Annotated in this window: 15 protein-coding genes and 1 pseudogene; 10 read left to right on the forward strand and 6 right to left on the reverse strand. The window is 60.2% G+C overall.

The features are described from left to right. The first annotated feature begins 189 nt into the window (after positions 1–189). Positions 190–690: a 2-oxo-4-hydroxy-4-carboxy-5-ureidoimidazoline decarboxylase gene (gene uraD / locus ACQG22_RS08300; protein WP_369706425.1), complete on the forward strand. Its 501-nt coding sequence runs from the start codon at positions 190–192 to the stop codon at positions 688–690. Then, a complete protein-coding gene (gene uraH / locus ACQG22_RS08305; RefSeq protein WP_045295753.1) occupies positions 687–1,010 on the forward strand; it encodes a hydroxyisourate hydrolase in 324 nt (107 codons plus the stop codon). Before uraD ends, uraH begins: the two co-directional genes overlap by 4 nt. On the opposite strand, the gene guaD is transcribed toward uraH, so the two are convergent. Together guaD and ACQG22_RS08315 are read right to left on the reverse strand one after the other, a co-directional pair. Next, entirely contained in the window at positions 990–2,306 is a 1,317-nt protein-coding gene (guaD, locus tag ACQG22_RS08310; RefSeq protein WP_369706426.1) for a guanine deaminase, read from the reverse strand. The genes uraH and guaD overlap by 21 nt on opposite strands. Further along, a complete protein-coding gene (locus ACQG22_RS08315) occupies positions 2,306–3,814 on the reverse strand; it encodes an NCS1 family nucleobase:cation symporter-1 (protein ID WP_038985560.1) in 1,509 nt (502 codons plus the stop codon). The genes guaD and ACQG22_RS08315 overlap by 1 nt, the downstream gene beginning before the upstream one ends. 144 nt (positions 3,815–3,958) lie before the next feature. On the opposite strand from ACQG22_RS08315, the gene ACQG22_RS08320 reads away from it, so the two are divergent. The 3 genes and pseudogenes from ACQG22_RS08320 (at position 3,959) to puuE (ending at position 6,368) form a co-directional block, all read left to right on the forward strand. Then, a complete protein-coding gene (locus ACQG22_RS08320) occupies positions 3,959–4,675 on the forward strand; it encodes a GntR family transcriptional regulator (protein WP_038985558.1) in 717 nt (238 codons plus the stop codon). Further along, positions 4,675–5,551, forward strand: a pseudogene (gene hpxA / locus ACQG22_RS08325) (allantoin racemase). Before ACQG22_RS08320 ends, hpxA begins: the two are co-directional and overlap by 1 nt. Further along, entirely contained in the window at positions 5,469–6,368 is a 900-nt protein-coding gene (gene puuE, locus ACQG22_RS08330) for an allantoinase PuuE (RefSeq protein WP_241030017.1), read from the forward strand. Before hpxA ends, puuE begins: the two are co-directional and overlap by 83 nt. A 115-nt stretch (positions 6,369–6,483) precedes the next feature. Here puuE and hpxZ read toward each other — a convergent pair whose 3' ends face one another. The 4 genes from hpxZ to hpxW are packed head-to-tail and all read right to left on the reverse strand — an operon-like array spanning position 6,484 to position 10,043. Beyond that, complete coding sequence (hpxZ, locus tag ACQG22_RS08335; protein WP_048971823.1) at positions 6,484–6,870, reverse strand: oxalurate catabolism protein HpxZ; 387 nt, start codon at positions 6,868–6,870, stop codon at positions 6,484–6,486. After that, positions 6,867–8,264: an AtzE family amidohydrolase gene (locus ACQG22_RS08340; protein WP_058661140.1), complete on the reverse strand. Its 1,398-nt coding sequence runs from the start codon at positions 8,262–8,264 to the stop codon at positions 6,867–6,869. Before ACQG22_RS08340 ends, hpxZ begins: the two co-directional genes overlap by 4 nt. Further along, on the reverse strand, positions 8,261–8,449 hold the full coding sequence (gene hpxX, locus ACQG22_RS08345; protein WP_029883244.1) for an oxalurate catabolism protein HpxX: 189 nt from the start codon (positions 8,447–8,449) through the stop codon (positions 8,261–8,263). Before hpxX ends, ACQG22_RS08340 begins: the two co-directional genes overlap by 4 nt. A 10-nt stretch (positions 8,450–8,459) precedes the next feature. Beyond that, on the reverse strand, positions 8,460–10,043 hold the full coding sequence (gene hpxW, locus ACQG22_RS08350) for an oxamate amidohydrolase (RefSeq protein ID WP_058661139.1): 1,584 nt from the start codon (positions 10,041–10,043) through the stop codon (positions 8,460–8,462). Positions 10,044–10,188: 145 nt separating this feature from the next. Here hpxW and hpxU point away from each other — a divergent pair, with 145 nt between their 5' ends. From hpxU to ACQG22_RS08375, 5 genes are all read left to right on the forward strand, one after another. Next, the gene (gene hpxU, locus ACQG22_RS08355; protein ID WP_013097225.1) at positions 10,189–11,028 is read left to right on the forward strand and encodes a MurR/RpiR family transcriptional regulator HpxU; all 840 of its coding nucleotides are present in this window, start codon (positions 10,189–10,191) and stop codon (positions 11,026–11,028) included. Positions 11,029–11,220: 192 nt separating this feature from the next. Continuing rightward, positions 11,221–12,003, forward strand: coding sequence for a transporter substrate-binding domain-containing protein (locus tag ACQG22_RS08360; RefSeq protein ID WP_020689666.1), 783 nt, complete (start codon positions 11,221–11,223; stop codon positions 12,001–12,003). A 4-nt stretch (positions 12,004–12,007) separates the two neighbouring features. Next, positions 12,008–12,673, forward strand: a complete 666-nt coding sequence (locus ACQG22_RS08365; protein ID WP_045902787.1) for an amino acid ABC transporter permease — start codon at positions 12,008–12,010, stop codon at positions 12,671–12,673. Next, complete coding sequence (locus ACQG22_RS08370; RefSeq protein ID WP_020689664.1) at positions 12,673–13,329, forward strand: amino acid ABC transporter permease; 657 nt, start codon at positions 12,673–12,675, stop codon at positions 13,327–13,329. Before ACQG22_RS08365 ends, ACQG22_RS08370 begins: the two co-directional genes overlap by 1 nt. Beyond that, positions 13,310–14,047: an amino acid ABC transporter ATP-binding protein gene (locus tag ACQG22_RS08375; RefSeq protein WP_013097221.1), complete on the forward strand. Its 738-nt coding sequence runs from the start codon at positions 13,310–13,312 to the stop codon at positions 14,045–14,047. Before ACQG22_RS08370 ends, ACQG22_RS08375 begins: the two co-directional genes overlap by 20 nt. Positions 14,048–14,059: the final 12 nt, after the last annotated feature.

Raw genomic sequence — 14,059 nt, forward strand, 5'->3', positions numbered from 1 at the left:
CTGCAGAGTGGGGTAAAGGGCGTTGTGGGAGGGATGTTTGCACTGCTAAGGTGCGTTATCGCGGTGGGAATGCCTTTTTATGAATCAATAATTTCCGGTTTAGGGTTAAGGAATCAACTGTTTCAGGTCTCAGGCAAGAGTGGCGTGTTTTGTGCAATGTTCAGGGACGATGATGACACGGGAGGAACCATGATAACGCTGGACGATTTTAATCACCGGGGTCACGATGAGGTGCTTACGCTATTACACCCTTGCGTGGCCATTCCCGACTGGGCCGAGGCGCTGGTCGCCGGGCGGCCTTATCCGAGCCGGGAGGTTTTGTTTAACGCGGCCCAGGCGCTGACGGAAAGCTGGGATGAACACGCGCTCACGCAGGCCCTGAGCGCGCATCCGCGCATCGGTGAGAAGCCCATGGGCACGCAGGCGGAGGCGGCGCTGTCGCGTCGGGAGCAGGGAGCGGTGAATAATGATGATGCCCGGCTTGCTGAGGCGTTGCGGGCAGGCAACGCCCGCTACGAAAGTCGTTTCGGGCGCGTCTTTCTGATCCGCGCCAAAGGCCGCAGCGGGGAGGAGATCCTCCAGGCCCTGAACGCGCGGCTGGAAAACAGCGATGCGCAGGAGGTGCAGGCCGCACTGGATCAGCTGCGGGAAATTACCTTATTACGACTGGAAGGAGTCATTGGCGCATGAGCACGCTCAGTACACATATTCTGGATATCTCGACGGGCAAACCCGCGCAGGGGGTGACGGTACGTCTTGAACAGGACGCGGAGATCATCGCAACTGGCGTGACCAACGCGCAGGGCCGCATCACCGAATTTGTTCCCCTTCTGCCTGCGGGCCGCTATCGGCTGGTGGCCGAGACTGGCGCCTGGTTTAGCGAAACGGGGCGCGACACGCTCTATCCCTGCGCGCAGATTGATTTTCTAATCGGCGAAACGGCAGATGAGCACTTCCATCTGCCGTTTGTGATTGCTCCTGGCGGCTGGTCAACCTACCGCGGTAGCTGACCACACTGGCTCGCCGTTGACCCAGGTTTGGCTGATATTACGCTCGTCGCCCAGGGTCATCAGCACAAACAGTTGCTCGTAGATATCCTTGCAGCGCCCGCTACGCAGGCGCTGCAGCGGGGTGACGGCCGGGTCGATCACGATAAAATCGGCCTCTTTGCCTGGAGCGAAGTTGCCAATTTTGTCATCCAGACGCAGGGCATGCGCGCCACCCAGCGTGGCATGATAAAAGGCCTCGCTGGCGCGCAGGCGATAGCTCTGCAATTGACCTACCTTGTAAGCTTCCCCCAGCGTGCGCAGCATGCTGAAGGTGGTACCCGCGCCGACGTCGGTGCCGATACCCATCCGCACCTTGTGCTGCCAGCAGGCGGGTAACCGAAACAGCCCGCTGCCAAGAAACAGATTGGAGGTAGGGCAAAACGCCACCGCCGATCCGGTGTCGTGCAGGCACTGCCACTCGCTGTGGTGCAGATGGATCCCGTGAGCAAACACGCTGCGCTCGCCGGTGAGGCCGTAGTGGTGATAGACATCCAGATAACGTTCATGCTCCGGCCACAGGTCATTAACCCAGGCCACTTCGTTCGGGTTTTCGCTCAGATGGGTCTGCAGCCAGGTGTCCGGAAACTCCTCTCTGAGTAAACGCACCGCCGCCAGCAGTTCCGGTGATGAGGTGGGCGCAAAGCGTGGCGTAATGGCATACCCCAGCCGTCCATGGTGGTGCCAGCGCTGGATTAGAGCCCGCGTCTGCTGGTAGCTCTGTTGTGCCGTTTCGGTCAGGTAGTCCGGGGTGTGCCGGTCCATCATCACCTTCCCGGCGATAAGGCGCATATTCAGACGCGATGCTTCGGTAAACAGCGCATCCACCGATTGCGGATGCAGTGTGCAAAACACCAGTGCGGTGGTGGTGCCGTGGCTCACCAGTTGATTTATGAAAAATTCCGCAATCTCTTTTGCGTAGCTCTTGTCGGCAAACTGGCTCTCCACCGGAAACGTATAGGTGGTCAGCCACTCCAGCAGCTGCTCGCCGAAGGCGCCGATCATCTCGGTCTGCGGGTAATGAACGTGGGTATCGATAAAGCCGGGCAGCAGCAGTTTGCCGCGCAGGTCGGTGTAACCCTTGTGCGGGTCAAGATATTGCTCTCCCTCCTGCCAGGCCATGAGCGCCACGATTTTCCCGTGGTAAATAAACAGCAGGCCGTCCTCCTGGTAGCGCGCATGGTCGGCAATCAGGTCTGCGCTGTCGCAGACCCGGGCGATATCGAAAAATGCACCGCGTATCGCAGTCTGGTAATCCATCACGGCTCCTGTCTGATTGTTTGCGTGGCCTCGCGTGCCGTGAAGTGAGCGGCGGACGCCCCTTCGCGCTCTTCACGCGCCAGCCAGCGGTAGGTTACCCCGCCAAGGAACACGCCAATGAACCAGCTAAAGTTTGCCACCTCATGCAGCGCCGGGATGAAGCTTATCACCAGCCCGACGGCAACCGAGGGGATCAGCGCGCCGATGGCTTTCGGGTTAAAGCCGTTGCGGTACCAGTATTTCCCTTCTGGCGTGTCATCGAACAGGTCGTCCACGGATACCTTGCCACGCTTAATCAGGTAGAAATCGGCAATCAGGATACCGAACAGCGGACCGATAAACGCCCCCAGCACATCCAGGGTGTAATGAATAAGCTCCGGGGAGTTAAACAGATTCCACGGGGTTAACAGGATCGAGCCGACGGCGGCAATCATTCCCCCGGTGCGGAAGCTGATTTTCTGCGGGGAACAGTTAGAGAAATCAAACGCCGGGGAGACGAAGTTGGCCACGATGTTAATCCCGATGGTGGCGGTGATCATGGTCAACAGACCAATCGCCACCGCCAGATCGTTGCCCACGCGGCTGACGGTTTCAATCGGGTCGGTGATCATGCGGCCAAACAGCGACTGGGTACCGGAGACAATCACCACAGTCACGATGGAGAACAGCAGGAAGTTAAACGGCAGGCCCCAGCGGTTACCGCGGCGGATTTCCCCCATGCTTTTGCCGTAGCGGGAGAAATCACCAAAGTTGAGCAACGGGCCTGAGAAGTAGGAGACCACCAGCGCCGTGGCGGTGATCATCTGCCAGGTCTGCTCGCCCGCGCTCAGGGATTTGCTGGCGAGGGTAAAGGAGATCCCGTCGAATCCGGTCTTGTATACAATCCATCCTGCCAGCGCCAGCATCACCACATACACCGCCGGGCCGGCGATGTCGATAAAGCGCTTGATGGCATTCATGCCGTGCCAGAAGACCATTGCCTGCAATACCCACATAATGGCAAAGCAGACCCAGCCCAGGTGCGACAGCCCGAGAAACGCGCCGGTGGTGAGCGACGAGAGTGACGGCCAGAACTTCAGCGCCACCAGCATCAGGGCGTTAGCGGCCAGATAGGTCTGAATGCCGTACCAGGCAAAGGCGATAAGCCCGCGGATCACCGCCGGAATGTTTGCCCCGAACACGCCAAAGGCCTGACGGCTGATCACCGCATACGGCACGCCCGCCATCTGGCTCGGTTTCGCCACCAGGTTGGCACACAGCTGCACAATGCAAATTCCCACCAGCAGGCAGAGCAACACCTGCCAGCTTGCCAGCCCGAGCGTAAAGAAGCTCGCGGCGACCACGTATCCCCCCATGCTGTGGACATCGGACATCCAGAAAGAAAAGATGTTGTACCAGCTCCAGTTCTGGTCACGCGTCGGTGCCAAATCCTCATTGCAAAGCCGTGGGCTGTATACCGCACCGGAATCAGCGGCCGTACCGTGTTGCGTATTTTGTCTGTTTGGCATGAAACCTGCTCCTGTGAATGAAAACCCGTTGAGTGGGAGTGCAGACGGTGTTGCAGGATCCAGGCCAAAATAATAAATCTTGTATGCAATATTTTATTTTTATGTATACGATTCGATAGCGAAAAGTAAAAAGTGGAGTGGTTAATGAACAACGTGAACAGTCTGCACGCCGCGCCAGACCTGCAAGACAAAGACGAATCCATCTTTCAGGCGCTGATGACCGCGATTGTCGAACATCAACTGCTGCCGGGAAGCAAATTGCCGGAAGAGGCGCTGGCGGAGGTCTTTAGCGTGAGTCGTACGGGCATCCGTAAGGTGCTGCAGCGACTCGCCGCTGTGCAAATGGTCACCTTAACGCCCAAACGTGGTGCACACGTTGCCAGCCCGACGGTCGAAGAGGCCCGGCAGATCTTTCGCACCCGCGCGCTACTGGAGGTCGCCAATCTACCGGACGTGCTGGCGCACTGTCAGCCGCCGCATCTGGCCGCGCTGGCGTCAATCATCCGTCAGGAGCAGCAGGCGCATGAGGCTTACGACGGCCCGGCGGCGATCCGCCACTCCGCAAATTTCCATATTCAGCTGCAGGCCATCTCCGGCAATCAGGTCCTGACGGAGATGGTGACCCGCCTGAGCCAGCGCTCCTCGTTGGTGATTGCCACCTGGGGCGCACCGTGGCGCCAGGGGTGTCGCTGCAATGACCACGAACAGCTTGTGGAGCTGCTGCGTCAGAAAGCGCTGCAACCCCTGAGTGATGCCTTAATGCACCATTTTGAACATATCGTCGCCAGCCTCTGTTTCGAACGGGCGGGGGAATGCCTGCCCGATTTTGCCCGGCTGTTTGCCAGCCACAAGGAGTCGTAATGTCGTATGTCCGTATACAAGTCATTAATCCCAATACCAGCCTCGCAATGACGGAAACCATCGGCGCGGCCGCCCGCGCGGTGGCTGCGCCGGGCACGGAGATCCTCGCGGTCTGCCCCAGTGCGGGTGTGCCCTCAATCGAAGGCCATTTTGATGAAGCCATTGCTGCCGTGGGTGTCCTGGAGCAAGTCAAAAAAGGCCAAGAGCAGGGGGTGGAGGGGCACGTGATTGCCTGCTTTGGCGACCCAGGGCTGCTGGCCGCGCGCGAGCTGGCGCAAGGGCCGGTTGTCGGCATTGCCGAAGCCGCGATGCACATGGCCACGCTGGTGGCGACGCGCTTTTCCATTGTCACCACGCTGCCGCGCACGCTGATTATCGCCCGTCATCTGCTGCAGCAGTATGGCTTTCAGGATCATTGCGCGGCCCTGCACGCGATTGATCTCCCGGTGCTGGCGCTGGAAGACGGCAGCGGCCTGGCGCAGAAGAAGGTGCGCGCGCGCTGTATACAGGCCCTGAAAGAGGATGGCTGCGGTGCCATCGTACTGGGCTGTGGCGGGATGGCAACGCTCGCCCAAGAGCTGACGCGCGAGCTGCGCGTGCCGGTGATCGACGGCGTCAGTGCGGCGGTGAAGATGGTGGAATCGCTGGTGGCGCTGGGGCTGTCAACCAGCAAGCACGGGGATCTGGCCTTCCCGGAGAACAAACCGTTAAGCGGACATTTTCAGGCATTGAATCCATTTTAATTTTTGGGGGGGTGGCAATGGGGCTTTTTGAAGAGGGTTATCCGCGGGATCTGCGTGGCTACGCAGGCAACCCGCCGCATGCGCAGTGGCCGAATCAGGCACGCATCGCCGTGCAGTTTGTGCTCAATTATGAAGAGGGGGCAGAAAACCACGTCCTGCACGGCGATGCCGGGTCGGAACAGTTTCTCTCGGACATCATTGGAGCGGCCAGCTATCCCGACAAACACATGTCCATGGACTCCCTGTACGAATACGGCAGCCGCGCCGGGTTCTGGCGAATTCATCATGAATTTCAGAAACGCGGCCTGCCGCTGACGGTCTTTGGCGTGGCGATGGCGCTGGCGCGTCACCCGGAGATTGTCGCGGCGATTAAGGCGGCGGATTACGACGTGGTCAGCCACGGCTGGCGCTGGATCCACTATCAGAATATGGATATCAACCAGGAGCGGGAACATCTGCACAAAGCGGTGCACGTGCTGACCGATCTGTTTGGCAAGCCGCCTGCGGGCTGGTACACCGGGCGCGACAGCCCCAACACGCGCCAGCTGGTGGTCGAGCACGGCGGTTTTGACTACGACAGCGACTACTATGGCGACGACTTGCCCTTCTGGACGGAAGTGGCCTGCAGCGATGGCAGCCGTAAACCGCACCTGATCGTGCCCTACACGCTGGATGCCAACGACATGCGCTTCGCCACCGCCCAGGGGTTTAATACCGCCGAGCAGTTTTATACTTACCTGAAAGACAGCTTTGACGTGCTATATGAAGAGGGTGAAAGCGCGCCGAAGATGATGTCCATCGGCATGCACTGCCGCCTGCTGGGGCGTCCGGGACGTTTTCGCGCGCTGCAGCGGTTCCTGGATTATGTGCAGGAGCATGAGCGGGTCTGGGTTTGTACCCGCCAGCAGATTGCTGACCACTGGCGGGACGTGCATCCGTTTCAGAAGTAAGTGTGCCGTGTTTTGCCGGGTGGCGGCTGCGCCTTACCCGGCCTACAGCATCCGCAGGGCATACGGGACATTGTAGGCCCGGTAAGCGCAGCGCCACCAGGCAGGTTTTTCAGCGTTACACCATCACACTCACCTGCGCCGCCACGATCCGCCACCCGTAAGCAAACCGCACCCACGTCTGCTGCTGGCGGCCAATGCGTTCCGTCCCCTCGCGGGTAAATTCGGTGCTGCACACCGCGTAATCTTCTCCGAAGGTGGTGATCACGGTATTGCGCAACGTCCGCTGCAGCCCGGCGGAGGGGCGCGCCGCCCGAAAGGCGCGGATTTCATCAATGCCGTAAAGGTTTTCCCCCGCGCCCAGTCGCACCGTGTTTTTGTCGTGCCAGAACAACTCATCCAGCACCGCAATGTTGTTGCTCACCAGCGCATCTTCATAGCGATAAAACGCGGTCGTGACGTCCGCCACCACCCAGGGAAGGTTAATGTCGTCGTGATTGATCATGGTGCCATCTCCGCAGGACGGGCATCGGTTATCCCGCTCGCTTCCAGGACCCGCGCCACGCGCAGGCAGGCTTGTTCATTAAACGGCGCTGCGATGAGCTGCAGACCAATCGGTGCCCCCTGGGCGGTGCGTAGCGGAACGGTGGTGACGGGCAAACCCAGAAATGAGATCGGCTGCGTCAGCATCCCCATGCTGGCGCGCACCGGCAGTGGCTCGCCGTTAATCTCCATGGTCTGCTCGCCAATCGTCGTGGCGCTGCGCGGCGTTGCCGGGGCGATCAGCACGTCGGCCTGCTCAAACAGCGCTTTACAGGCCTGTCGGGCGTGGGCGCGAAAACGCTGGGCCTGAATATACCAGGCGGAAGGGATCATTGCCCCAGCCAGCAGGCGTTCGCGGGAGTGTGGTTCAAAACGCTCCGGTTCACGGCGAAGTGACGGCAGGTACTGGTTCCCCCCTTCGGAGGCGCTGATGATAAACGCGGCAGAGCGGGACAGCGCGGCTTCAGGGAACTGCAGCTCCTCCTGGACGTCAAGAGCACGTGCCGCGCGCGCGACGGCTTCCCGGGCGTCGTCGTTACACCACGTGCTGAAATAGCCCCCGAGGACGGCGCAGCGCAAACCATCCAGACCGCGATCGAGCAAAGGCCGCGTCTGCTCGCGGGAGGACTCTGCCTGAAAAGGGTCGCTGGTGTCTCGTCCCTGTAGCGCATCGTACACGGACGCCAGATCGCACACCCGGCGGGCAAACGGCCCGATATGATCGAGACTGGCGACAAACGGGTGGCTGCCGGAGCGTGACAGGCGGCCAAAGGTCGGTTTTAAGCCGTAAATTCCGCACAGGGACGCCGGGACGCGAATCGACCCGTTGGTATCGGTACCCAGTGAAAAATGGACCAGCCCGGCGGCGACGGCAGCGGCAGAGCCACCGGAGGAGCCGCCTGCAATGCGCGTCAGATCGTGCGGATTACGCGTGGCGCCGTAGTGGCTGTTTTCCGTGGTAAAGCCGTAGGCATAGGCATCCATATTGACCATCCCGGACAACAGTCCTCCCGCGCTGCGTAGCTGGCGAACCGCAAAGCTGTCTGCGCTGGCAGCGGAACGCTTGCTGAACAGCTCGGCTCCGGCGAGGGTGGTGTGCCCGGCCACATCAAACAGGTTTTTTACCGCGTAAGGCACGCCCGCCAGCGGCGGCAGGGGGCGCTTTTCCCGGCGCAGGGTGTCGATATTTTCTGCCTCGGCCAGCATCCGCGCTTCGGTAACCGCCGTCCAGGCGTTGATCTGCGGGTTGATGCGCGCAATATCCTCCAGCGTCTGACGGGCGATCTCGCGGGCGCTTAACTCGCCTGCACTCAGCGCCTGCTGGATCGCGCTGATACTCATCTCGTGTAGCCTCATGCTTTGTATACTCCTGCGATCTCCAGACGGTCATCAAGCGGCAGCGCCATCAGCGGAGCGGCCATGGTGGCAATGCGGCTAAACTGCTGCTGAAGCTCCGCGCGGCGGGCGTCATCCAGCTCAACGCCCAGCACGGCCTCCATCTGCGCCAGGTAGGCATGCCAGTCAGGTTGTTGTGTTGTCATGGTTTTCTCCTCAGTATCCGGCGGCGGCGCCGTTGCTGCGCGGGTCGAACGCGCCTTCAAACAGCCCGTTCGGGTGGCGGACAAGCGCGCCCGCGTGGCCCATGGCTTCGCTAAAGTCCGGGAAGATCTCCACCTCGTGACCCAGCGCCTGCAGGCGTGCGATCGTTTCAGGGGAAAACCGACCTTCCACCTTTAAGGTGTCTGAGCTTTGTCCCCAGGTGCGCCCCAGCAGCCAGCGCGGACGGGAGATGCTCTCCTGCAGCGGCAGACCCTGCACCACATAGCGGGTAAAGAGCGTGGCCTGAGTTTGCGGCTGGCCGTCACCGCCCATGGAGCCGTAGACCATCACCCGTCCGTCGTTCAGACGCGCCGCGGCCGGGTTCAGGGTATGGAACGGCTGTTTGCCCGGCGCGAGAGCCAGAAGATGTGCGGGATCGAGGCTGAACGACGCCCCCCGGTTCTGCCAGACGATACCCGTATCCGGGAGCACCACCCCGCTGCCGAACTCGTGATAAATGCTCTGGATAAACGACACGGCCAGGCCGCTGTTATCCATCACCCCCATCCACACCGTATCGCCAGGGCCTTTGCCGGTGCCCCACGGCGCGGCATGGTTATCGTCAACCCGGTCGGCGAGCGCCTGAAGCGCCGCAGGATCCAGCAGGCTCTGGATATCGGTTTTCAGCTCGCGCGGGTCGGTGATGTGGGCATCGCGCAGGCCAAAGGCCAGTTTGGTGGCTTCCACAATGCGGTGCACTGTCCCGGCGTCGTCGGCATCGGCCATCGCCAGACGGTCGGTGATGCCGAGGATCGCCAGCGAGACCAGCCCCTGCGTCGGTGGGGCGAGGTTCCAGACCTCACCCTGCTGATGTGCTAATTTCAGCGGCGTGGTGCGCCGGGCGACATGCGCGTTCAAATCCGCCAGCGTAATGGGCAGGCCGAGCGTCTCCATCCCACGGGCCAGACGCGCCGCCAGCGGACCACGATAAAAACTCTCCAGACCCTCTTCGGCAAGTTGCGTCAGCGTGGAGGCCAGCGCCGGTTGATAAAACCGGCTGCCGACCTCCGGTGGTTTGCCGTCTACCAGCCAGGTTTCTGCGAAGCCGGGCAGGTCTTTCAGTTCGTCGAATTTACTGGCGGTGGCAGTGGCCTGCGAGGCCGTGACCGGCGTGCCATTGCGGGCATAGCCAATGGCATCTGCCAGCAGGCGCGTCAGCGGCAGGGCGTTGCCCGTCAGCGCGTGTGAGACCTTAAGTGCCTCCGCCCAGCCACTGACGGTACCCGCCACGGTCAGCGCCGCACGGGGGCCGCGGTGGGGGATGTGCGTCAGATCGCCATAGGCGGCAAGCGTCGCCAGCGATCCCGCCGCGCCGCTGGCATCGATGGCAATCGGTTCGCCGCCGGGGGGCACGATAAGCCAGAAGCCATCGCCGCCCAGGCCATTCATATGGGGATAGACCACGGCAATGGTGGCCGCTGCCGCGACCATCGCTTCAATCGCGCTACCGCCATCGCGCAGCACAGACAGCGCGCTCTGGCTGGCAAGATGATGGGGGGCAACCGCCATTCCGTGTACGGAGACATTACTTTGCATGAACAGTCCTCATAACCCTGAAAGTCACAAGGCGCTGCAAAAGCTGTTCCAGGTATGAAAGAAAAGTTTCATGTCATCCCGGCTGATAAGCTGGCATGCTTAATGAATAGAGAGCAAGAGATGAAACAAACGTTACAGAGGCGTTATGGAACAGCTTGATGAACGACTGAAAGCACAATACGCGTCACTGTCGCCGCAGGAGCAGCGGGTGGCGGATTTTATTTTCGATCACTTCGACGACCTGATCAGCTACAACAGCGCCGAGCTGGCGCAGCTGAGCGGGGTGTCGAAAGCCACGGTGAGCCGCTTGTTTAAGCGTCTGGGCTATGAGAAGTATAAGGACATGCGCGATGAGCTGCGTACCCTGCGCCAGAGCGGTATGCCGCTGACGGACAACCGCGACGCGGTGCAGGGCAATACGCTGCTGGCGCGTCACTATAAGCAGGAGATGGCTAACCTGACCCAGTGGGTGAATGCCCTGGATGCCCGGCAGTTTGCCGACGCGATGGCGTGCATGGTTAAGGCGAAGCGCATCGTCATTATAGGGATGCGTAATGCCTATCCCGCGGCGCTGCACCTGCGTCAGCAGCTGTTGCAGGCGCGCGGGCAGGTGCTGGTGTTGCCGCAGCCCGGTCAGAGCCTGAGCGAAGAGCTGGTGGATCTCACCCCCGACGATCTGGTGGTGATGATGGCCTTTCGCCGCCGCCCGCGCATTATCCGCCCGCTGCTGCAGCAGCTTCAGAGCAGTGGTATTCCGGTGCTGCTGATGTGCGAGCCGCAGGCGCACAGCCTGTTTCCGCTGGCGAGCTGGCAGCTCTGCGCTCCGCTGGACAGCGTCTCAGCCTATGACAGCTACGCCTCGGTCAATAGCCTGATCAACCTGCTGGCAAACGCCTTTCTGCATGAAATCCTCGATAAAGGCCGTCCGCGCATTCATGAGATCGCCACCCTGTATCAGCACCTGGACGAGCTCGAACAACGATAATGGGGCATCGGTGTGGTGCTTTGCATTGAAATGGTGCAGTGAGGCGGGGCTAAAAAGAGAGAGCTTTTTCGCCCCGCCTTTGTTTTATCAGGCTTTACAACAAAAATCCGCGTTTCGCTTTACCTGGCACATTAGTTGCAAAATCAAATTCAAAGAATCTTTTGTTTCATGTTAACGTTACGGGGAAGCACCATGAAAAAATTGTTGATTGCACTGGCCGGGGCCGTCTGTCTGCTCACTAACCTGTCGGCAAAGGCGGACCAGCTTCAGGATATCGAGAAACGCGGCACCATTCGCATTGCCGTGCCGCAGGATTTCCCGCCGTTTGGCTCGGTCGGAACCGATCTGCAGCCGCAGGGCTATGACATCGATATGGCGCGCTATCTGGCCAAACAGATGAAGGTCAAGCTGCAACTGGTTCCGGTGACCAGCGCCAACCGCGTGCCGTATCTGCAAACCGACAAAGTTGACCTTGTCATTTCAAGCCTCGGTAAGAATGCGGAACGTGAAAAGGTGATCGATTTCAGCCGCGCCTATGCGCCGTTCTTCCTCGGGGTGTTTGGCCCGAAAGGCGCAGAGCTGAAAGATGCCGCCGCCCTGAGCGGTAAAACCATCGGCGTGACGCGTGGCGCGGTCGAGGACATGGTGCTGACCAGCCTGGCGCCGAAAGACGCAGACGTAAAACGCTATGAGGACAACAACACCACGCTGTCGGCGTATCTGTCCGGACAGGTACAGTATGTGGCCACCGGCAACCTCGTGGTGGCGGCCATCTCGCGCCAGAACGCGGAGAAAGCTCCGGTGCCGAGCTTTATGCTGAAAGATTCACCGTGCTTTATCGGGCTGAAGAAAAATGAACCAGCGCTGAAGGCGAAAGTGGATGCGCTGATTGAACAGGGTATTAAAGACGGCACCCTGAACGGCTTCTCTGAGCAGTGGCTCAAGGCGCCGCTGCCGGCAAGCCTTGGCGTGTAAGGCAATGACAGAGCAACTCCATTTCTCTGAGCTCTGGCCGCACTGGCCGGCGCTGCTGGCCGGGCTGTGGGTCACCATCCAATTGACGGTGATGGCGACCCTGGGCGGTCTGACGATTGGTATTTTCGGGGCGGCCATTCGCAGCGGGCGGGCGACATGGTTTAGCCGGATCTGGGGCGGTTACGTGGAGATTATCCGTAACACGCCGTTTGTGGTGCAGCTGTTTTTTATCGTCTTTGGCCTGCCCAATATGGGGCTGAAGATGACGGCGGGTGAGGCGGCACTGCTGGCGATGGTGATCAATCTGGGCGCGTACAGCACGGAGATTGTCCGGGCGGGCATTCAGGTGACACCCAAAGGGCAGTGGGAGGCCGGACGCGTGCTTGGGCTGACCCGCATCCAGACCTTCATTCGCGTGGTGTTACCGCCTGCGCTACAGCGTATTTATCCGGCGCTGGTGAGCCAGTGCATTATCGTGATGCTCGGCTCGTCGGTGGTGTCGCAGGTCTCGTATGAAGAGCTGACCTTTGCCGCCAACCTGATCCAGTCCAGAACGTTTCTGAGCTTTGAGGTTTATCTGGTGACAACCGGGATTTACTTAGCGCTGTCGATTACCCTGCGTCAGCTGATGATGGCGGCAGGACGCAAATGGCTGGGGGTACAGGCATGATGACCACCTTTACCGACTGGGACATTATTCGCAACCTGCTGCTGGCCGGGCGCTGGACGATACTGCTGTCGCTGGTGGCGTTTGTCGGCGGCGCGGTGGTGACCCTGCCGCTGCTGCTGCTGCGTCTCACTGGCGGGCGAATGATCATGCGCCTGATCCGCGGCTATATCGAACTGTTTCAGGGTACACCGCTGCTGATGCAGCTATTTCTGGCGTTCTTCGGCGTGGCGCTGTTCGGCATCGATGTCTCGCCATGGACCGCCGCATCGCTGGCCCTCACGTTCTACACCAGCGCGTTTTTGCTTGATATCTGGTTTGGCAGCATTCGCGCGCTGCCCAAAGGGCAGTGGGAAGCGTCGCGCTGTCTGGGGCTGACCTTTGGCCAGACGCTTTATCGGGTGGTCGCGCCGCAGGCGTTGCGGATTGCGATTGCGCCGACGGTCGGTTTTGCCGTCCAGGTGATTAAGGGCACGGCGCTGGCGTCAATCATCGGCTTTATCGAGCTGACCAAAGCCGGGACGATGCTCACCAATGTCACTTATCAACCGTTTAAGGTCTTTGCGCTGGTGGCGCTGGGCTACTTCATTCTGTGTTATCCGCTGTCGCGTTACAGCCGTTATCTGGAGACTAAATTCAATGCCTCTCATCACCATTAATCAGGTGCAGAAGTACTACGGCGATAACCATGTCCTGAAGGGGGTCGATCTCGATATCGACATGGGCCAGGTGATTTCGATTATCGGGCGCAGCGGATCCGGCAAAAGCACCCTGCTGCGCTGCATCAACGGTCTGGAAGGGTATCAGGACGGCAGCATCAAGCTTGGCGGCATGACCATTACCGACCGGGATTCCCAGGCGCGTGAAATCAGCCGCTCGGTCGGGATGGTGTTCCAGAACTTTAACCTGTTCCCGCACATGACGGCTCTGGAAAACGTGATGCTCGCCCCGCGTCGGGTGCTGAAGAAAAGCGCCGCCGAATGCCGGGCGCTGGCGCAGCAGATGCTGGAGAAAGTGGGCCTCGGCGATCGTCTGGATTACTACCCGTCGAGTCTCTCCGGCGGCCAGCAGCAGCGCGTGGCAATTGCCCGTGCGCTGGCGATGTCGCCAAAAGTCTTACTTTGTGACGAGATCACCTCCGCGCTCGACCCGGAACTGGTGGGCGAAGTGCTTAAGGTGCTGGAGCAGCTGGCAGCAGAAGGGATGACCCTGATTCTCGTGACCCATGAAATGAATTTTGCCCGCGAAGTGGGCGACCGCGTGGTGTTTATGCACCAGGGGAAAGTCTGGGAGCAGGGCGACAGCAAAACGCTTTTCGCCAACCCGCAGACCACCGAACTGAAGCAGTTCATCTCCTCCGTGCGCGGCCTCAACTGATAAGGACTTAAC

The sequence above is a fragment of the Enterobacter cloacae complex sp. 309I3 genome (genome assembly GCF_050031595.1).
Classification (GTDB): domain Bacteria; phylum Pseudomonadota; class Gammaproteobacteria; order Enterobacterales; family Enterobacteriaceae; genus Enterobacter; species Enterobacter cloacae.

What these genes read in the sequence shown, in the direction of transcription:
- uraD (WP_369706425.1), top strand. Translation starts at nt 190, where the DNA reads ATGATAACGCTGGACGATTTTAATCACCGGGGTCACGATGAGGTGCTT.
- uraH (WP_045295753.1), top strand. Translation starts at nt 687, where the DNA reads ATGAGCACGCTCAGTACACATATTCTGGATATCTCGACGGGCAAACCC.
- guaD (WP_369706426.1), bottom strand. Translation starts at nt 2,306, where the DNA reads ATGGATTACCAGACTGCGATACGCGGTGCATTTTTCGATATCGCCCGG.
- ACQG22_RS08315 (WP_038985560.1), bottom strand. Translation starts at nt 3,814, where the DNA reads ATGCCAAACAGACAAAATACGCAACACGGTACGGCCGCTGATTCCGGT.
- ACQG22_RS08320 (WP_038985558.1), top strand. Translation starts at nt 3,959, where the DNA reads ATGAACAACGTGAACAGTCTGCACGCCGCGCCAGACCTGCAAGACAAA.
- hpxZ (WP_048971823.1), bottom strand. Translation starts at nt 6,870, where the DNA reads ATGATCAATCACGACGACATTAACCTTCCCTGGGTGGTGGCGGACGTC.
- ACQG22_RS08340 (WP_058661140.1), bottom strand. Translation starts at nt 8,264, where the DNA reads ATGAGGCTACACGAGATGAGTATCAGCGCGATCCAGCAGGCGCTGAGT.
- hpxX (WP_029883244.1), bottom strand. Translation starts at nt 8,449, where the DNA reads ATGACAACACAACAACCTGACTGGCATGCCTACCTGGCGCAGATGGAG.
- hpxW (WP_058661139.1), bottom strand. Translation starts at nt 10,043, where the DNA reads ATGCAAAGTAATGTCTCCGTACACGGAATGGCGGTTGCCCCCCATCAT.
- hpxU (WP_013097225.1), top strand. Translation starts at nt 10,189, where the DNA reads ATGGAACAGCTTGATGAACGACTGAAAGCACAATACGCGTCACTGTCG.
- ACQG22_RS08360 (WP_020689666.1), top strand. Translation starts at nt 11,221, where the DNA reads ATGAAAAAATTGTTGATTGCACTGGCCGGGGCCGTCTGTCTGCTCACT.
- ACQG22_RS08365 (WP_045902787.1), top strand. Translation starts at nt 12,008, where the DNA reads ATGACAGAGCAACTCCATTTCTCTGAGCTCTGGCCGCACTGGCCGGCG.
- ACQG22_RS08370 (WP_020689664.1), top strand. Translation starts at nt 12,673, where the DNA reads ATGACCACCTTTACCGACTGGGACATTATTCGCAACCTGCTGCTGGCC.
- ACQG22_RS08375 (WP_013097221.1), top strand. Translation starts at nt 13,310, where the DNA reads ATGCCTCTCATCACCATTAATCAGGTGCAGAAGTACTACGGCGATAAC.